The 15,260-nt window shown below is 68.2% G+C and carries 15 protein-coding genes, 1 tRNA gene and 3 pseudogenes; 4 read left to right on the plus strand and 15 right to left on the minus strand.

Going from position 1 to position 15,260, the window contains the following annotated elements; all coding sequences use genetic code 11:
• A pseudogene (locus tag AB6A65_RS06950) lies at nt 1-105 on the minus strand (IS5/IS1182 family transposase); the annotation flags it as partial.
• Nucleotides 86-517 (minus strand): annotated as a pseudogene (locus AB6A65_RS06955) (hypothetical protein); the annotation flags it as partial. The pseudogenes AB6A65_RS06955 and AB6A65_RS06950, both read right to left, overlap by 20 nt.
• A 213-nt stretch (nt 518-730) precedes the next feature.
• Here AB6A65_RS06955 and AB6A65_RS06960 point away from each other — a divergent pair.
• A complete protein-coding gene (locus AB6A65_RS06960; protein WP_371037652.1) occupies nt 731-1,816 on the plus strand; it encodes a calcium:proton antiporter in 1,086 nt (361 codons plus the stop codon).
• A 62-nt stretch (nt 1,817-1,878) separates the two neighbouring features.
• Here AB6A65_RS06960 and AB6A65_RS06965 read toward each other — a convergent pair whose 3' ends face one another.
• From AB6A65_RS06965 to AB6A65_RS06985, 5 genes are read right to left on the minus strand one after another with little or no spacing between them, the layout of a single operon-like run.
• On the minus strand, nt 1,879-2,511 hold the full coding sequence (locus AB6A65_RS06965; RefSeq protein ID WP_371037654.1) for a DUF6441 family protein: 633 nt from the start codon (nt 2,509-2,511) through the stop codon (nt 1,879-1,881).
• 5 nt (nt 2,512-2,516) lie between these two features.
• Complete coding sequence (locus AB6A65_RS06970; protein WP_371037655.1) at nt 2,517-2,828, minus strand: hypothetical protein; 312 nt, start codon at nt 2,826-2,828, stop codon at nt 2,517-2,519.
• The gene (locus tag AB6A65_RS06975; RefSeq protein WP_371037656.1) at nt 2,828-3,841 is read right to left on the minus strand and encodes a major capsid protein; all 1,014 of its coding nucleotides are present in this window, start codon (nt 3,839-3,841) and stop codon (nt 2,828-2,830) included. Before AB6A65_RS06975 ends, AB6A65_RS06970 begins: the two co-directional genes overlap by 1 nt.
• A gap of 41 nt (nt 3,842-3,882) precedes the next feature.
• Nucleotides 3,883-4,248 (minus strand): head decoration protein, encoded by a 366-nt coding sequence (locus AB6A65_RS06980; RefSeq protein ID WP_371037657.1) that lies wholly within the window; start codon nt 4,246-4,248, stop codon nt 3,883-3,885.
• Entirely contained in the window at nt 4,245-4,832 is a 588-nt protein-coding gene (locus tag AB6A65_RS06985; RefSeq protein WP_371037658.1) for an ATP-dependent Clp protease proteolytic subunit, read from the minus strand. Before AB6A65_RS06985 ends, AB6A65_RS06980 begins: the two co-directional genes overlap by 4 nt.
• Nucleotides 4,833-4,854: 22 nt before the next feature.
• On the opposite strand from AB6A65_RS06985, the pseudogene AB6A65_RS06990 reads away from it, so the two are divergent.
• The 3 genes and pseudogenes from AB6A65_RS06990 to AB6A65_RS07000 form a co-directional block, all read left to right on the plus strand.
• Nucleotides 4,855-5,076 (plus strand): annotated as a pseudogene (locus AB6A65_RS06990) (DUF2924 domain-containing protein); the annotation flags it as partial.
• A complete protein-coding gene (locus AB6A65_RS06995) occupies nt 5,073-6,398 on the plus strand; it encodes a recombinase family protein (RefSeq protein ID WP_371037659.1) in 1,326 nt (441 codons plus the stop codon). The pseudogene AB6A65_RS06990 and the gene AB6A65_RS06995, both read left to right, overlap by 4 nt.
• Nucleotides 6,398-6,580, plus strand: coding sequence for a hypothetical protein (locus tag AB6A65_RS07000; protein ID WP_371037660.1), 183 nt, complete (start codon nt 6,398-6,400; stop codon nt 6,578-6,580). Before AB6A65_RS06995 ends, AB6A65_RS07000 begins: the two co-directional genes overlap by 1 nt.
• Nucleotides 6,581-6,784: 204 nt before the next feature.
• Here AB6A65_RS07000 and AB6A65_RS07005 read toward each other — a convergent pair whose 3' ends face one another.
• The 8 genes from AB6A65_RS07005 to AB6A65_RS07040 form a co-directional block, all read right to left on the minus strand.
• Entirely contained in the window at nt 6,785-7,621 is an 837-nt protein-coding gene (locus AB6A65_RS07005) for a DUF3883 domain-containing protein (protein ID WP_371037661.1), read from the minus strand.
• Nucleotides 7,622-8,009: 388 nt separating this feature from the next.
• Nucleotides 8,010-8,099: transfer RNA gene (locus AB6A65_RS07010), tRNA-Ser, on the minus strand.
• 47 nt (nt 8,100-8,146) lie between these two features.
• Nucleotides 8,147-8,869, minus strand: coding sequence for an alanyl-tRNA editing protein (locus AB6A65_RS07015; RefSeq protein ID WP_371037662.1), 723 nt, complete (start codon nt 8,867-8,869; stop codon nt 8,147-8,149).
• A gap of 46 nt (nt 8,870-8,915) precedes the next feature.
• Nucleotides 8,916-11,306, minus strand: a complete 2,391-nt coding sequence (locus AB6A65_RS07020; RefSeq protein WP_371037663.1) for a DUF3772 domain-containing protein — start codon at nt 11,304-11,306, stop codon at nt 8,916-8,918.
• A gap of 4 nt (nt 11,307-11,310) precedes the next feature.
• A complete protein-coding gene (locus AB6A65_RS07025) occupies nt 11,311-12,345 on the minus strand; it encodes a cysteine synthase A (RefSeq protein ID WP_371037664.1) in 1,035 nt (344 codons plus the stop codon).
• A gap of 72 nt (nt 12,346-12,417) precedes the next feature.
• On the minus strand, nt 12,418-13,551 hold the full coding sequence (locus AB6A65_RS07030) for an NUDIX domain-containing protein (RefSeq protein WP_371037665.1): 1,134 nt from the start codon (nt 13,549-13,551) through the stop codon (nt 12,418-12,420).
• The gene (locus AB6A65_RS07035; RefSeq protein ID WP_371037666.1) at nt 13,548-13,988 is read right to left on the minus strand and encodes a TrgA family protein; all 441 of its coding nucleotides are present in this window, start codon (nt 13,986-13,988) and stop codon (nt 13,548-13,550) included. Before AB6A65_RS07035 ends, AB6A65_RS07030 begins: the two co-directional genes overlap by 4 nt.
• Nucleotides 13,988-15,196 carry a class I SAM-dependent methyltransferase gene (locus tag AB6A65_RS07040; RefSeq protein WP_371037667.1) on the minus strand — a complete coding sequence of 403 codons (1,209 nt, stop codon included), beginning with the start codon at nt 15,194-15,196 and terminating at the stop codon, nt 13,988-13,990. The genes AB6A65_RS07035 and AB6A65_RS07040 overlap by 1 nt, the downstream gene beginning before the upstream one ends.
• Nucleotides 15,197-15,260 lie beyond the last annotated feature (64 nt).

A 15,260-nucleotide genomic window follows, 5' to 3' on the forward strand; every position in this document is an offset into this window, starting at 1 on the left:
CATCTCGGGATCGAACCAGACCGTCAGCGAGCCCCAGCGCTTGAGCGCTTCGTTGTGGGCCGGCCAGTTTCTGGTCTTGTAGGTCGGGGGTGCCGGTCTGCTCATGCACCACAGCTACCACGCTGGATTCACAAGATGAATCCCTCACGGGGTTTGTGCAACAGAGCCCTCGACCGGCCAAATCGACCGGCCGGGGCGCCTCCGCCGCGGCCCAGTCGCAATGCCCGCCCAGCGTCCGGTCGGCCGCGAGCGCCACGCCGATGCTCGCGCAGAGCGCATCGAAGGCATCGTCACGGGCGGCGCCTTGCACGATCGCCTCGATCGCCGCGCGGTGCTGGTAGTGGTAGGCGAGCGGCGACAGCGTGACCTCCGGCTCTCCCGGTTCGCCATCGCGCATGATCAGAAGGCCCTCGGCCGGCACGCGCTCGGGCAGCACCTCGCCGCGCAGGGCCGTGGCGGGCAGCGCTGCCAGCCGCGCGTGCAGCGCGGTGAGGATGGTTTCACGGGGCGTGGGCATATGCGACCACTTGTCGAAAGGCTGAACGATACACTCGGGCCGAACTCAATCCGGACTGGATCGGTCGAACCTTGGCCGGCGCCGTCGGACGTATTGGGCGGTGCCGGAACACATTCCCAGATCGACTCGTGGGAACTGCGCGTTTATGGGAGGGCGAACACGGCGTCTTGCGAAAGCTTGATGGGCCAAGAAATCTTGCGGAGGTACGTCGTCGTGTCAGCCAATTCCGGAACACCGTGGTGGTCGTGGGCCGCGCCGACTGTCGCCATTGTTATGGGCGCTGCCGGGACCATCGTTCTGCACGGCCAATTCCCGGTCGCGGTCTTCGTGGTCGCGGTTCCCGTTCTTTTCGCCGCCGTCTTCGCAGCTGTGCACCATGCCGAGACCGTGGCCCTTCGGATCGGCCAGCCTTTCGGGTCCATCCTTCTGGCTCTTGCAGTCACCGTGATCGAGGTCTCGCTGATCGTGTCGATGCTCCTCTCGTCGCCAGAGGCCGACAGCAGCATCGCCCGCGACACCGTCTTCGCGGCCATCATGATCGTTCTGAACGGCATTGTCGGGATGTGCCTTCTTGTTGGCGGTCTCCGGTTCCATGAGCAGAGTTTTCAGGCCGGGAGCGCGAGTGCAGCCCTTGGAGTGCTTGGCACGCTGGCGGTTCTCGGTCTCGTGCTGCCGAACTACACGACGACGGTTCCCGGACCGGTCTATGCACCTGCTCAGCTGGCTTTCGTGGCAGTGGTCTCCCTCGCGCTCTACGGCCTGTTTCTTTATGTGCAGACGGTCAGGCACAAGGACTCCTTCCTCGAACTCGACGAGGACGACGAGCATCATGCGCCACCGGACCGGCGCACCTTTCTGATCGCCCTCGTCCTCCTGCCGCTCTCGCTGCTTGCGGTCGTTCTGCTGGCCGAAGTCCTGGCGCATCCAGTGGGCGATGCCATCGTCGGATCGGGCTTTCCTGAAGCTCTGATCGGCGTTCTTATCGCGTTGATCGTGCTCATGCCCGAGGGTCTGGCCTCCTTGCGGGCCGCGCGATCGAACCGGCTACAGACCAGCATCAACCTCGCCCTCGGATCGGCACTGGCCAGCCTGTGCCTGACCATCCCGACCGTCGCAATCCTGTCGATCGCCATGGGCCAGACGCTGATCCTTGGGCTCGAGGCCGAGCATATGGTGTTGCTGCTCCTCTCATTGTTCATGGCGACGCTGACACTGGCCACAGGTCGGACGACCGTGCTTCAGGGGGGCATTCATCTTGTGATCTTCTTCGCGTTCCTGACGATCTCTGCCATTCCCTAGCAACAATGTGCTGCGTGAGATCTTGCGCACGTATTTTCAGCTACCACGACCACCAGCAGCCTTCAGCGAACCCGACGTTCCACCCAGTTTGCCAGGATCAGCCCCGGCACGCTGCCGTGCGCGCGCTCGGCGTCGCGGTCGAGGTCGAGCCGCTTCGGCAGCTTGACCTGCGGCACCAGCAGGAAGATCGGCACTGTTGTGCGCCCTCTGCCGGTCTTCGAGCGTGACGCAACGCCGAGCCCCCGGCTGTTCAGTCGCCCTTCCGCCACAAGCAGGCTCGGCCCGCGGCGACGGTAGACAAATCGCAGGCGCAGGCCGCGGCGGCGCTCCCATTCCCCGGGGGTGATCTTGCCGCTGCGAAGGCCCCGGCCGGCGGCCTCGGTCGGGATCGCCAGCCAGAACCCGTCCTTCGAGCGGATCAGCGGGCCGGTGTCGTGGGCGCCAACGATGACCGGGGCCTTTGACCAGACCAGCGCCGCGGCGTTCAAGCTCTCGCCGGCCTTCGGATAGGTCTGGCTCCGGATCGAGTTAGCGAGCCGTCGGCCGAGCCCCGCGCCGATGATCTGACCGCGCCAGGCGGTCTTCAATCCGGTCCCTGCCTCGCGCATGGCGGCGGTCACTGCCTTTTCGCCGGCCTTCACCTCGGCGGCCATGGCGGCGACGAGATCGGGCGTGATGTCGAGCCTCAGCTTCATCACTGTCACGCTGGGCGCAGATCCACAGTCCAGACGAGCCGCTCGCGGTCACGGACGGGCTCGCCCTGAATAAGGAAGGCCTCGCCGTCGATCTCGATGCGGTCGCCCGGGCGCGGGTTGGCGATCTCGGCGAGGCGCAGGTCCAGCCGCGTTGTCTCCGACAAGATGCGCGCATCGCCGAAGCCGGTGGTCTCGTCCGCGCGGCGGGTCACCGCCCGGACGAGGACGGGGGCACCACCCTCGGGGGTGTAGACCGCGTCGCGGGCGACGTTGTCATCCGCGAAGAGCGCATCGAGGGCCATGGCGGCGGCGGTCATCACGTCCGCCGTGCGCTGCGCAGCACCTGCGGGCGGGTGCAGATCGGCAGCGGGTTGCTCTCGATCTCGAGCCGCACCCATTCGTCGCGGTCGCGATCCGGGATCATGCGCGCGTAGAGTGGCAGGCCCACGGTGTTGACCGTCTCGAAGGTGTCGGCGGGGGCGTAGTAGATCTCGAACAGCCCCTCGACGCCTTCGGGGTAGAAGTAGGCCTTGTCGGTGGGCACGCCGAAGCCCAGCCCGCCCCGGTAGCGCCGGAAAGTGATGCCGCCGAAGCTGACCTCCTCGCCCACGCGGCCGCGCAGATCGGCCGCCGCGGCGGTGTTGAGGTAGGTCTCGCGCACTTCCTTGTGGGCCACAAGATCGGCGAAGAAGGCCGAGCCGCATTCGGCGCGGATCTGCACCTGGCCGGCGGCGAGTCCGCCAAGGCTGTCCTCGACGCTCTCGATCAGCGCCTGGCATCGCTTGCGCAGCGCGCCAGAGGCGGGGCTCGTGTTATCCAGATCGAAGTCGACCTCCGCCGCGGGCGTGATGCCGAACTCGGCGTGGTAGTCGATCACCGTGGCGCCGTCGCGGGGATCCTTCACCACGCCCTGGATGCCGTTGAAGAGGTGGAACTCGAAGGTGGCCTCGGCGTCGTTCCTCAGCCGGCCGAGCTTGCGTGCCACCTCGGCCTGGACCTGCTGGACGGCGGTCTCGGACCCGAAGTCGCGGATGGACTGGATTTCCGAGGCCCAGAGCACGTCCTGCTTCTTGAACTGCCGGCAGACGAAGGCACGCATCTCGCGGCGTTCGGGGATCTGGGACTCGTAGGCCGAGCCCCGCTCCGAGAACGGGATCAGCGAGAGCGTGCCGTCTCGGCTCTCGATCATCACGGTGCGCGAGCGCACGCCGCGGGCGCCGAAGAGGTTCGCGCCCGACAGGATCGCGGGCTTGTAGGGGATGGTCTCGAGCGCGCGAGTGAGCTCGACAATGGTGAAGGCATCGCCTTCGAAGATGTCCATGGTGGCCATGGGAATGCCTCCGGATCAGGGATGGGTGTGGGGATACGCGGTCAGCGGACGAGGATGCCCGCGGCGAGGAGCGCCGTGTGGGCGGCCGCGATCTCGGGATCGCTCGGCGTGCCGGCGAAGACGAGGTCATGGCGATTGACGATGGCGGGGCCGCGGACCACCGCGACGGCCGGGGCGTCGCCGTCGCTCGCATCCGCCTTGCCCCAGAGAACGGCGACGGCGGTCTCGGTGCCGTCGGTGGCATTTGGATCGTGCGCGGCGTATTTGCCCGAGGCGGTGATCTGGCCCAGCACGGTGCCGGTGGAGAGCGTGCCGGAGGCGACGGTGATCGTCTCGCGGGTGTAGTCGCGATGGGCCTCCCAGACGAGGAAGCCGCCGGGATGCGTGCCCTCTGTCAGCGTGGTCATGGGATCATCCTTTCAGCATGAAGGTGCGGGCGATGACGTCGCCCCAGGGGCGGGTCGCGGCGCTGCGCCCGGGTTGCGGGTNNNTCCAAGCTCGCGTCCTCCTCGAGGAACCGCCCGGCCATCTGCGGCTGGCCCGCCAGGCGGCAGAGATCGACGACGGCCCGCGCATGGGCGATGGCCTCGGCGCGGATGGCCGCGGGGTCGGGGCCCGTGCTGGCAGCTGCCGCCGTGCCGTCCGGATCGTGCGCCTCGGGCTGCGGTGCGGCATCGGGCGGCGCCGCGACATCGTTGGCGTCTTCAACGATGTCGGATCCCGTCGTGGCGTCGTCCAGATCGGCGGTCTCGACCGCTTTGACCAGCTCAGGCGGCGCGTTCCGGAAGCGCGCGATGTCGAAGCTGGCGGCGATGCGCACGGGCTCGGCCAGCTGCGTGGCGAGCCCCGCCTCCAGCGCCTCGGCGGCCGAGAACCAGGTCTCCGCCGCCATCAGCGCCGCGATCTCGTCCTCGGTCTTGCCGGAACGTGCCGCGTAGCCGCGGGTCATGCCGGCCGCGATCTTGTCCAGCGTCCCGGCCATGTCGCGCATGTCCGACGAGGTCATGAGCGGCAAGCTGGATGGCATGGTTGCGGATCCGCGGAAACCGGCGCCCGGCACGAAGCTGGTCCGCGAATGGGGCGGCGAAGAACACATCGTCACGGTTCTGGCGGACGGCTTCGAATGGCAGGGCCGGAGCTTCAGGTCGCTCTCGGCCGCGGCCCGCGCGATCACCGGGGCGCACTGGAATGGCTGGCGTTTTTTCGGGCTCGATCAAATCGGAGGCGCGCGATGACCAGAAAGACCCAGACCGAACCAGCGCGCCGCCTGCGCTGCGCCATCTACACCCGCAAGTCGAGCGAGGAAGGGCTCGACATGGAGTTCAACAGCCTCGACGCGCAGCGGGAGGCCTGCGAGGCCTACATCGCCAGTCAGCGCGCCGAGGGGTGGGCGTGCCTGCGCGAGCGCTACGACGACGGCGGCTTTTCGGGCGGCACGCTGGACCGCCCCGCGCTCAAGCAGCTGATCGCCGATGTTGAGGACGGGCTGATCGACGTGGTCGTGGTCTACAAGATCGACCGCCTGAGCCGGGCGCTGATGGATTTCTCCAAGCTGGTCGAGATCTTCGACCGCCACGGCGTGACCTTCGTCTCCGTCACCCAGTCCTTCAACACCACCACGTCCATGGGCAGGCTGACGCTGAACATCCTGCTCAGCTTCGCCCAGTTCGAGCGCGAGGTCATCGGCGAGCGGATCCGCGACAAGGTCGCCGCCTCCAAGAAGAAGGGAATCTGGATGGGCGGCTACGTGCCGCTCGGCTACGACGTGGTCGACCGCAAGCTGATCGTGAACGAGGCCGAAGCCGCGCAGGTCCGCACCATGTTCGAGCTCTTCGCGCGGTCGGATTCCACGGCTGCGGTGATCCGGGAGCTGAACGCACGCGGCATCCGGTCCAAGCGCGGCCGGCCCATCGACCGCGGCGCGCTCTACAAGCTGCTACACAACCGCATCTATCGCGGCGAGATCACCCACAAAGACGAGACCTATCCCGGCATGCACGAGCCCATCGTCGATGCGAAACTGTGGGACGCGGCCCATGCCGTGCTGGCCGGCAACCGGAACCAGCGGGCCGGGCGCACCCGAAGCACCGAGCCGGCGCTGCTGCGCGGCTTGATCTTCACCGCGACCGGCGCTGCGATGACCCCGCACCACACGAAGAAGGGCAACAGGCGCTACTGTTACTACGTCTCGATGGACGTCATCCAGAAACGCCCGGCAGCCGAGCTGCGCGGGCCCCAGCGGCTTCCCGCGGCTATGGTCGAGGAAGCGGTCATCGGCGAAATCCGGCGGCTGCTGCGCACGCCGGAGATCATCGCGCGGACGGCGCGGGTTCTGAAGAAGGAACGTCCCGACCTCGACGAGGGTACCGTGACCAAGGCGCTCACGCAGTTCGACGATCTCTGGAAGGCACTGATCCCGGCTGAGCAGGCCCGCGTCGTCCAGCTGCTCGTGGCGCGCGTGACGGTGGGCGAGGACGGGCTCGACATCGACCTGCGCCACGACGGGCTCGGCGCGCTTGCAAGTCTGATGGCGCCCGCGCGGGAGGACGCCGCCTGATGCCCGCGAACGAGACCATCCGCGTCCACATCCCGCTCACGGTGCGCAAACGCGGCGGCCGGCCACGCATCCTGCCACCGAAGGACATCGACACCTCGGACCCGCCGCCGGGACAGGATCCCCGCGTGCTGCGCGCCATCGGCCGGACATGGGCGTGGCGGCAGCGGATGAAGCGCGGCTAGGTAACCACCATCGCCGATCTCGCCGCCGAGGAGGGACTTTCGGACCGCTATGTCAGCCGCCTCCTGCGCCTCGCATGGCTGGCGCCGGATGTTCTCGAGCGGCTGGTCGTGCGTCGCGAACCCTGCGCGATCAGCCTATACGACTTGTGCTTCGTGGCGTCCCTGCCGTGGGACGAGCAGCCGGCGCGCGCGTTCGACTGACGGTCAGTGAAAGCTGGCCTGAAACGACGTCGGGGTCAGCGAGACATGCGCATCAAGAGGCGGGTAGAGCTCGAACGCCCTTGGCTCTCGCGAGAAATTCCACATCCGGAACAGACACCACTCCGCGCGCCGCTCATCAGCGACGGCCAGTTCGTTCCGCGTGATGTGGAAAGGCGTGCGCTCCCACCCGTTCGTCGTCTTCACCTCGATCAGGCGCGGCCGGCCATCGGGCGCATAGCTGGCGATGTCATAGCCCGCGCCATCGCCTTCCTCCTCCGATACCCAGCGGACCCTTCGCGCGAGGTCATCACGCCCTGCGGTCTTCAGCGTGGCATGCTCGTGCGCCAGTACGCGCTCCTCACCCGCGCGGCCGAGGGCGCGATTGCGCTCGTCCCGGCCCGCCACGTCGAACTTCCGGGCGATGTGCAGCATCTGGTCCAGCTCCTGCGGCGGAGGCTGGTTTGACAGCGTGGGCGGAGGACCGATCCAGATCTGCGCCGCCTCGCGCATGCCGGTCGCAGGGAGCGTTCCTGGCAACCGGCCCAGCCAATCCGGATGCAGGTCCAGCCACCGCGCCACCGCGTCGACCAGCGTCATCTGGAAATTGAAGGCGGGCTTGTAGCCCAGGATCCAGTCCTCGCCGAGCCCCTTCAGCACCGCGCTGATGTTCTGGTGCTTGAACTCGACCGATCCCTCCGACCGATCGTTCAGCAGAGGCAGGAGGGCCCGGCGATGCTCGGCCTTGCTGTAGCGGTGCCCGGCGATGTCGTCAGCCAGCATCGCGAAGTAATCCGCGACGATCAGGTCGTTTTCTTCATCGGTCCAGGGGCCACTCGCCATGCCGCCAGGCTAGAGGCACGATGTGCGTTTGTCATCAATGGCTTCGCGAAGGCCGCAGCCGATTGATCCGCCACCGCTACGCGCCGTTCTGCCAGAGCACCTACCGGCTACGCCTCCTGCATGTTCGGTCTCCGTTTCGGTCGGTAGCGATGGAAACAGGGCGCGCAGTTTTGGCGGCGCTGCGAGTCAGGCCATTGGAAAGGCAAGGAAAATTTTGACCGAACCGAAATCGGCACGGTTCGCCCGACCAGAGACGAGAGGCCATTCAGAGACGGAAATCGCTGCATGCCGGGGTCTCAGCGGTTCGCACCCACCCGGCAAACCCCTTTGAAAACAGGAAAAATTCTGCTCCCGCCGGACGGCCTGCACCGGTTCGCAATGGTGATAGTGGCGGAGAGACAGGGATTCGAACCCTGGAGACGGTTTCCCGCCTACACGCGTTCCAGGCGTGCGCCTTCGACCGCTCGGCCACCTCTCCGTGAGGATGGTGTTTGCCTCAGGCGCGCGCGCGATGCAAGGGGGCGCTCAGTCGGCGAGGTGCAGCGTCACGCGTCGGTTCTGGCGGCCCTTCTTCTCGATCTTGCCGAGGCGCAGCCCCCCGATCTCGCCGGTGCGCGCCACATGGGTGCCGCCGCAGGGCTGAAGATCCACCTGGTCCTCGCCCGCGCCGATCCGGACGAGACGCACCCGCCCCGCGCCGCTGGGCGGGGCGACCGACATGGTCTTGACGAGGCCGGGGTTCGCGGCGAGTTCCTCGTCGGTGATCCAGTCCTCGGTCACGGGAAGATCGCGTGCCACCAGCGTGTCGAGCTCCGCCTCGAGCGCGGCCTTGTCTTCGGGCGCCTCGGGCATGTCGAAATCGAGCCTGCCCTTGCCCTCGCCGATGGCGCCGCCCGTGACCGGCAGCGGCAGGACCACCGACAGCAGATGCAGCGCGGTGTGCACCCGCATGTGCGCGTGCCGCCGCGCCCAGTCGAGGGTCTGCACGACCGCCGCGCCCACCGGCGGTCGCGCCGCGTCGCCATCGTCAGGCACGAGCACGATCGCGTCCCCCTCGCCCTTGACGGTCGTGGCCACGCGCAGCGCCCCACCCTCCCATTCGAGCGTTCCGCTGTCGCCCGGCTGCCCGCCCCCGGTGGGATAGAAGAGCGTGGCGTCGAGCACCACGCCGCCCTCGGGCGTCACCGCCGCGACGCGGGCGGGGGCGGTCTTGAGGTAGGGGTCCTCGCGGTAGAGAAGACGTGTCATGGGCCTGTCGGTCTCCTTAGGATTGGGGGGCGCGGCGGCCTCTGCCTCAGGCCTCGCGCGCGACGGGGGACCCGCCGTCCTGCGGCGTGCTTTCGTCGGGCGCGGCCGCCGCGGGGGGCGGCGGCGCGCTCTTGTGCAGCGTCTCGGGGGTTTTCAGCCACACGTCGCGCTGCGGGAAGGGAATCTCGATCCCCTCCTCGGCGAAGCGTTGGGCGATGTCGTGGTTCATGTCGGAATGGACCGAAAGCATCCAGTTCACGTCGCGCAGGATGGCGCGGATCTCGAAATCCAGGGACTTGTCGCCGAAGCCCTTGAAGAGAACGGCGGGCGGTGGATTGACCAGCACCATGGGATGATCCTCGGCCACGTCCATGAGGATCTTTTCCACCTTGCGGGTGTCGGTACCGTAGGCCACGCCCACGGGCACGATCACGCGGCCGATCGTGTTCCCGCGCGTCCAGTTGGTCACCACCCCCGAGACGAGATCGGCGTTGGGGATCACCACGTCCGTGCGGTCGAACGTCTCGATGCGGGTGGAGCGCACCGAGATCGCGCGCACATATCCCATCTGCCCGTTGACCTCGATCCAGTCGCCCTCGGAGACCGGGCGCTCGATCAGCAGGATGATGCCCGAGACGAAGTTCTCGACGATCGTCCGCAGCCCGAAGCCCACGCCGACCGAAAGCGCGCCCGCGACGATCGCGAGACCGCTGAGATCGATCCCCGCCACCGAGACCGCGAACAGACCGGCAAGCAGGATGCCCACATAGCCCACGCCCGAGACGATGGCGTTGCGCCCGCCCACGTCGATCTTCGTCTTGGGCAGGATGGAGTTGCGCAGCGTGCCCTGCAGCAGGCGCGTTCCGAGATAACCCAGCAGGAAGACGATCAGGAGGGTGAGGAAATCGCTGAGCGTGATGCGCGTCTCGCCGAGGACGACCCCCTCGCGCAGCGTCGCCCAGAACTCGGTCAGATCGGCCACGCGCGCGCCCCAGACGAGCGCGATGAACGGCAGCGCGAGAAGGCTCAACAGCATTCCCAGCATGACCGGAATCAGGCCCTCCGGATCGGCCTCGGTCCGCTTGGTGACGAGCCGGTAGACGTCGCGCACGAAACGCTGGAGGATCAGCACGATCCCCGCGATCGCGAGGGTGAGCACCCAGGGGTAGATCACCTCCGCAGCGGCGCGGTAGCCGATGCCGGCCAGCACCGGTGCGGCGACGGCGACCACCATGGAAATCCGGCCCGCGAGGCGGATCAGCCGGTGATGAAAGACCTCTTCGCCATCATCTTCGGGCTCCGCGCTGTAGTTCGACAGGATCTGCCCCAGCCGGAAAAGCACGAGCCCGACGAGGGCGATCACGGGAAAGGCGAGGACAGAAACGGATTCGGGCGCGTAGTTCTCCAGTTCGACGATGCGGCCCAGAATCAGGTGCAGGACCATCAGAAGAGCCAGCGCGGACGTGTACCACCGCGCCTCGAAGCGCGCGGTGCCCTCGATCGGGATGATCGCCTCGCGCTCGTGCTGACTGAAAAGGCGCAGACCGATCCAGCGATAGCCCAGAAGCAGCGCCGCCGCGCCCGGCAGCAGCGACAGCAGAAGCTCGCCGCGCACCCCGGCCCCGCCCCCGTCACGCAGCGCCAGCACGATGGTGGAAAAGCCCACGAGCGGCAGGATGATGGTCCCCAGCGAGACCAGCGTGGTCCACACGCCGGTGCCGCGCCGCGTGCTCTGTCGCAGCCGCGCGCCGGCGATCCGAACCCAGCGCGGGCCGCGCAGCGCAAGCAGAAGCCCCACGGCGATCATGCCGAGCGTCACGGGCGCGCGGTCGCGCATCTGCGCGCGTACGGTGGGAGACGCCCAGTTTTCGCGGAATTCGCGCTGCAGCGCGACCGCGGAGCGCGACAGATCCTCCAGCGCATCCGGCCAGTGGATCGGGTTCAGCGGACTGGGCCCGAGCGAGCGAAGTTCGCGCAGCTGGCGCTGGCGGATCGTGCCGTCGATCTCGCGGATCAGCCCGTCCGCGCGCTTGAACGCTTCCTCGGCCCTGAGCACCGGTGCGAGCAGCCCCTCGAGCTGGGTGCGCAACTCGGCGCGCCGCGCGGCGATCTCATCGCTTTCGGTGCCGTCCTCGGGCACGGGGCCGAGCGCGGCGAGCTGGGTGCGCAGGGTCGCGATCCGCGCGGCATTCTGGTCCTGCGCCTCGATGAAGCGCATCCGCCACTCCGCGATCTGCCCGCGAAGATCCTCCAGCGCTTCGTTCGACGCGCGCCCGGCCTCCACGACCTGTTCGGCGCGATCGGCCACCATGGCCCAGCTTTCGTAATCGATGGGGCCCACCGGGGCATCCTGCGCAAGCGCGCCGACCACCATCCAGAAAAGGACGGCCGCGGCAAGCGCCGTGGCGCGGATCATCCCGAACGCGGATCTCGACATGCGCTCACTTCCCTTCGAATACCGACGGCAGCGACGCCGGCGCGCGCGTCAGGAAGCCCGGCATCGGCAGATCCTTCTCGCGCAGGAACTCGGGGTTGTAGAGCTTGGACTGGTAGCGGGTGCCGTAGTCGCACAGGATCGTCACGATGGTATGGCCCGGGCCCATCTCACGCGCCATGCGCATGGCGCCCGCCACGTTGACGCCCGAAGAACCCCCGAGGCACAGCCCCTCCTGCTCCAGCAGGTCGAAGACGACCGGCAGCGCCTCCTCGTCGGGGATCCGGTAGCAGAAATCGGGCGTGAAGCCCTCGAGATTGGCGGTGATCCGCCCCTGCCCGATGCCTTCGGTGATCGAGCTGCCCTCGGCCTTGAATTCGCCCGTCGTGTAGTAGCTGTAAAGCGCCGCGCCCATCGGGTCGGCAAGGCCCATCTTGACGCCCCTGGGCTGCAACGCCTCTGCCACGCCTGCCAGCGTCCCGCCCGAGCCCACCGCGCAGATGAAGCCGTCGACCTTCCCCTCGGTCTGCGCCCAGACCTCGGGCCCGGTGCTCTCCACATGGGCCTGGCGGTTGGCGGTGTTGTCGAACTGGTTGGCCCAGATGGCGCCCTGCGGTTCCGACTGCGCCAGCCGTTCGGCCAGGCGGCCGGAATAGCGGACGTAATTGTCCGGGTTGCGGTAGGGCGCGGCCGGGACCTCCACCAGCTCCGCCCCCGCAAGGCGGATCATGTCCTTCTTTTCCTGGCTCTGGGTTTCGGGGATCACGATGACGGTGCGAAAGCCCATCGAGGCGCCCACCAGCGCAAGCCCGATGCCGGTGTTGCCCGCCGTGCCCTCGACGATGGTGCCCCCGGGGCCGAGCGCGCCCCGCTCCACCGCGTCGCGGATGATCCAGAGCGCCGCGCGGTCCTTGACCGACTGGCCGGGGTTCATGAACTCGGCCTTGCCCCAGATCTCGCAGCCGGTGGCCTCGCTCGGGCCGTGGAGCCGGATGAGCGGCGTATTTCCGATCGCATCGGCGAGATTCCCGGCCACGCGCATGAGGCACCCTCCCTTCACGCTGTTTCGCCCTGTCTATGGGCGGCTCGCCGCGAACTCAAGCGGCCCCGAAGATCACGCCTGCGTGCGCAGACGCGCCCGGTGCCGCGCCAGCCAGTAAAGCGCCAGCAGAAGCGGGCCGACATCGAGCTCCGCGGCCTCGGCGAGCGCCATCGCGGTCTCGAACGGCATCACGTGGCGGCGGATGTCCTCCGCCTCGTCGTCGAGCCCGCCGGTGCCCTCGACCCGCTCGGGCAGGCGGCAGATCCCGACATAGACGTGGAAGTATTCGGTGGTGCTTCCGGGGCTGGGATAGTTGCGCGACACGAATTCAAGCCGGTCGAAGGACAGGCCGGCCTCCTCCGCGCCCTCGCGCAGGGCGGCCTGCTCGGGCGTCTCGCCGCCATCCACGCGCCCGGCCACCGGTTCAAGGCACCAGGGCCGGGGATCGCCGCGGAAATACGGGGCCGGCCGGAACTGTTCCAGCAGCATCACCCGGTCCGAGACCGGGTCGTAGGGCAGCACGATCGCGGCATCGGTGCCCATCAGCGCCGCGCGCGTCACCACCGGGCCGTAACCGCCCTCGAAGCGCGGGTAGGAAAGGTCGCGCTCCTCGACCGAATAGAACCGCGCGTAGGGGATGCGGCGCGCTGTCTCGCGCACGGTGTCCGCGCCGAAGCCCTGCGGGGCGCGATCCGGCGCGGGCGCCTCAAGCGCGTTCAACCGGGCCTGCGCGCGGGCGCGGATCATCGGAAACATCGCCGCGACGCTATCGGCGTCCCGCTGCTCGCGGTGGATCATCACCTCCTCGGCGGCCGCCACGCTGAGCGCGCCCCACCGCGCGGCCCACGCGTCGAGGCGGAAAGGCGCGCCCGGCGTCCAGCGCCCGGGCGGGCAGGCATAAACCTCGGCCCTGCGCGGCCCCTGCCCCGTCTCGACCGTCACCTGCCGGCGCGCGAAATCGAAGCCGCCCTCGTAGAAATCGAGCCGGGCGCGCCCCTCCGCCGAAAGCCGCTCGAGCAGAAGCCCCTCGGCCCGGGCGCCCGGCTCCTCCAGCAGCATCGGGAAGGGTTCGTCCTCGACCCGACGCACCGCGTGGTCGTGAAGCGCGGCGGGCACGGCGCCCGCGTCCCCGGCGGGCGCGCCCAGCACCGTTTCGAGCAGGGGCGGATGGCGCAGCGTTCCGTAAAGGAAAAGCGGCGCGCTCATCGCCAGCGGCGCGACGCGAATTCCGCGACGAGCCCCGACAGAAGCGCCCCGGCAAGCAGGGTCCAGATCACCTGCCCGTCAAGCAGGTAGGCGCCGTATTCGACCAGAAGTTCGAAGACCGCCGCGATCGCCTCCATCGGGCCGTCGTAGACCCGGCGCAGCGACAGCCGCACCATCTCGTTCACCGCTTGCAGGAACAGCGCCCAGAACACCAGCGCCGCACCCCCGGTCAGCCCGTTGCCGATCGCGGCCGAGTAGCCGCGCCCGGCGCGGCTGCCGACCACGATCCAGCCGCAGAGCGCGCCCAGCACCGTGTTGATCAGCGTCAGCCAGCCGAAATCCATCTCCTGCTCGATGACGGATTTCACGATTTCCGAGGCCAGGAATCCCGTCGCGGCGAGGATCAGGGCGGCGACGAGACGCGCGGCGGTCGGCATCAGACAGGCCTTCGGATCGAGATCTGCGTGACGTCACAGATACCGCTGTGAAACAGCGCCGCGCAAGAGGTGAGGTAATAGTTCCACATCCGGCGGAAGCGGTCGTCGAACCCGGTGGCCGCGATCCGGTCCCATTGCGCGTTGAACGTCTCGTGCCAACGGCGCAGCGTCAGGCTGTAGCTTTCGCCGAATTCGCGGCTGTCGTCGAAGGCCAGACCCGCACGCTCCACCTGCTGGCGCAGCACCGTGGGCGACGGCAGCATGCCCCCCGGGAAGATGTATTTCTGGATGAAGTCGACGCTCTTGCGGTAACTCTCCCAGCGGCGGTCCTCGACGGTGATTATCTGCAGACCCGCCGAGCGTCCGGGCTTGAGCCGCTCGCGCACCGTGTCGAAGTAGACCGGCCAGTAACGCTCGCCCACCGCCTCGAACATCTCGATCGACGCGACGCCGTCGAACTGCCCGCGGATGTCGCGGTAATCCTCGAGCCGGAATTGCACGCGGTCGGAAAGTCCTGCCTTCGCGATCCTTTGCTGGGCGTAGTTGAACTGTTCCCGGCTGATCGTGACCCCGGTCACGCGCAGGCCCCGCTCGCGCGCGGCGTATTCCGCGAAACCGCCCCAGCCGCACCCGATCTCGAGGACGTGCTCGCCGGGCTTCACGCCGATGCTGTCCACCAGCGCGGCGTATTTTGCCTCCTGCGCGCGCTCGGTGCTTTCCTGGCCCGTCTCGAAGAGCGCCGAGGAATAGGTCATCGTGTCGTCGAGCCAGAGCGCGTAGAAATCGTTGCCGAGATCGTAATGGGCGGATATGTTCCGCCGCGCCTGCCGCTTCGTGTTGGACTGAAGCCAGAAGCGCAGCCGCTCCAGCGCGCGCACCAGTCCCATGCCGGGAAAACCGTCGTAGACGACATCGTTGTCGTTGTGCACGAGGTCCATGAAGGCCTGAAGGTCCGGCGTGCTCCATCCGCCCTCGAAATAGGCCTCGGCGAAGCCCAGGTCGCCGTCGCGCAGAAGGCGCGCGAAGATGTCCGGGTCATGGACATGCAGTTCGGCAACCGGGCCCGGGTTGCGCCCCTCTGCGCGAAAGCGTCGCCCGTCCGGCAGCACGAAATCGGCGCGCCCGTTGTTCATCCGGCAGGCCATGGCGAACACCCGCGCGAAATAGAGCGGCAGGCCGGTCTGGCCCTCGGTGGTGGTCAGGATCATGCGCGTCTCCATCGGGGATCATCCGGAACAGCTATGCCGAAACAGGCCGAAGCGGCAAGCGCGG

This window comes from Rhodosalinus sp. FB01 (genome assembly GCF_041365715.1).
Classification (GTDB): domain Bacteria; phylum Pseudomonadota; class Alphaproteobacteria; order Rhodobacterales; family Rhodobacteraceae; genus Rhodosalinus.

Coding starts and splice junctions, on each gene's coding strand:
- AB6A65_RS07000 (WP_371037660.1), top strand. CDS start 6,398: ATGCCCGCGAACGAGACCATCCGCGTCCACATCCCGCTCACGGTGCGC.
- AB6A65_RS06995 (WP_371037659.1), top strand. CDS start 5,073: ATGACCAGAAAGACCCAGACCGAACCAGCGCGCCGCCTGCGCTGCGCC.
- AB6A65_RS07035 (WP_371037666.1), bottom strand. CDS start 13,988: ATGCCGACCGCCGCGCGTCTCGTCGCCGCCCTGATCCTCGCCGCGACG.
- AB6A65_RS07015 (WP_371037662.1), bottom strand. CDS start 8,869: ATGACACGTCTTCTCTACCGCGAGGACCCCTACCTCAAGACCGCCCCC.
- AB6A65_RS07040 (WP_371037667.1), bottom strand. CDS start 15,196: ATGATCCTGACCACCACCGAGGGCCAGACCGGCCTGCCGCTCTATTTC.
- AB6A65_RS06970 (WP_371037655.1), bottom strand. CDS start 2,828: ATGACCGCCGCCGCCATGGCCCTCGATGCGCTCTTCGCGGATGACAAC.
- AB6A65_RS07020 (WP_371037663.1), bottom strand. CDS start 11,306: ATGTCGAGATCCGCGTTCGGGATGATCCGCGCCACGGCGCTTGCCGCG.
- AB6A65_RS07005 (WP_371037661.1), bottom strand. CDS start 7,621: ATGGCGAGTGGCCCCTGGACCGATGAAGAAAACGACCTGATCGTCGCG.
- AB6A65_RS07030 (WP_371037665.1), bottom strand. CDS start 13,551: ATGAGCGCGCCGCTTTTCCTTTACGGAACGCTGCGCCATCCGCCCCTG.
- AB6A65_RS07025 (WP_371037664.1), bottom strand. CDS start 12,345: ATGCGCGTGGCCGGGAATCTCGCCGATGCGATCGGAAATACGCCGCTC.
- AB6A65_RS06975 (WP_371037656.1), bottom strand. CDS start 3,841: ATGGCCACCATGGACATCTTCGAAGGCGATGCCTTCACCATTGTCGAG.
- AB6A65_RS06965 (WP_371037654.1), bottom strand. CDS start 2,511: ATGAAGCTGAGGCTCGACATCACGCCCGATCTCGTCGCCGCCATGGCC.
- AB6A65_RS06980 (WP_371037657.1), bottom strand. CDS start 4,248: ATGACCACGCTGACAGAGGGCACGCATCCCGGCGGCTTCCTCGTCTGG.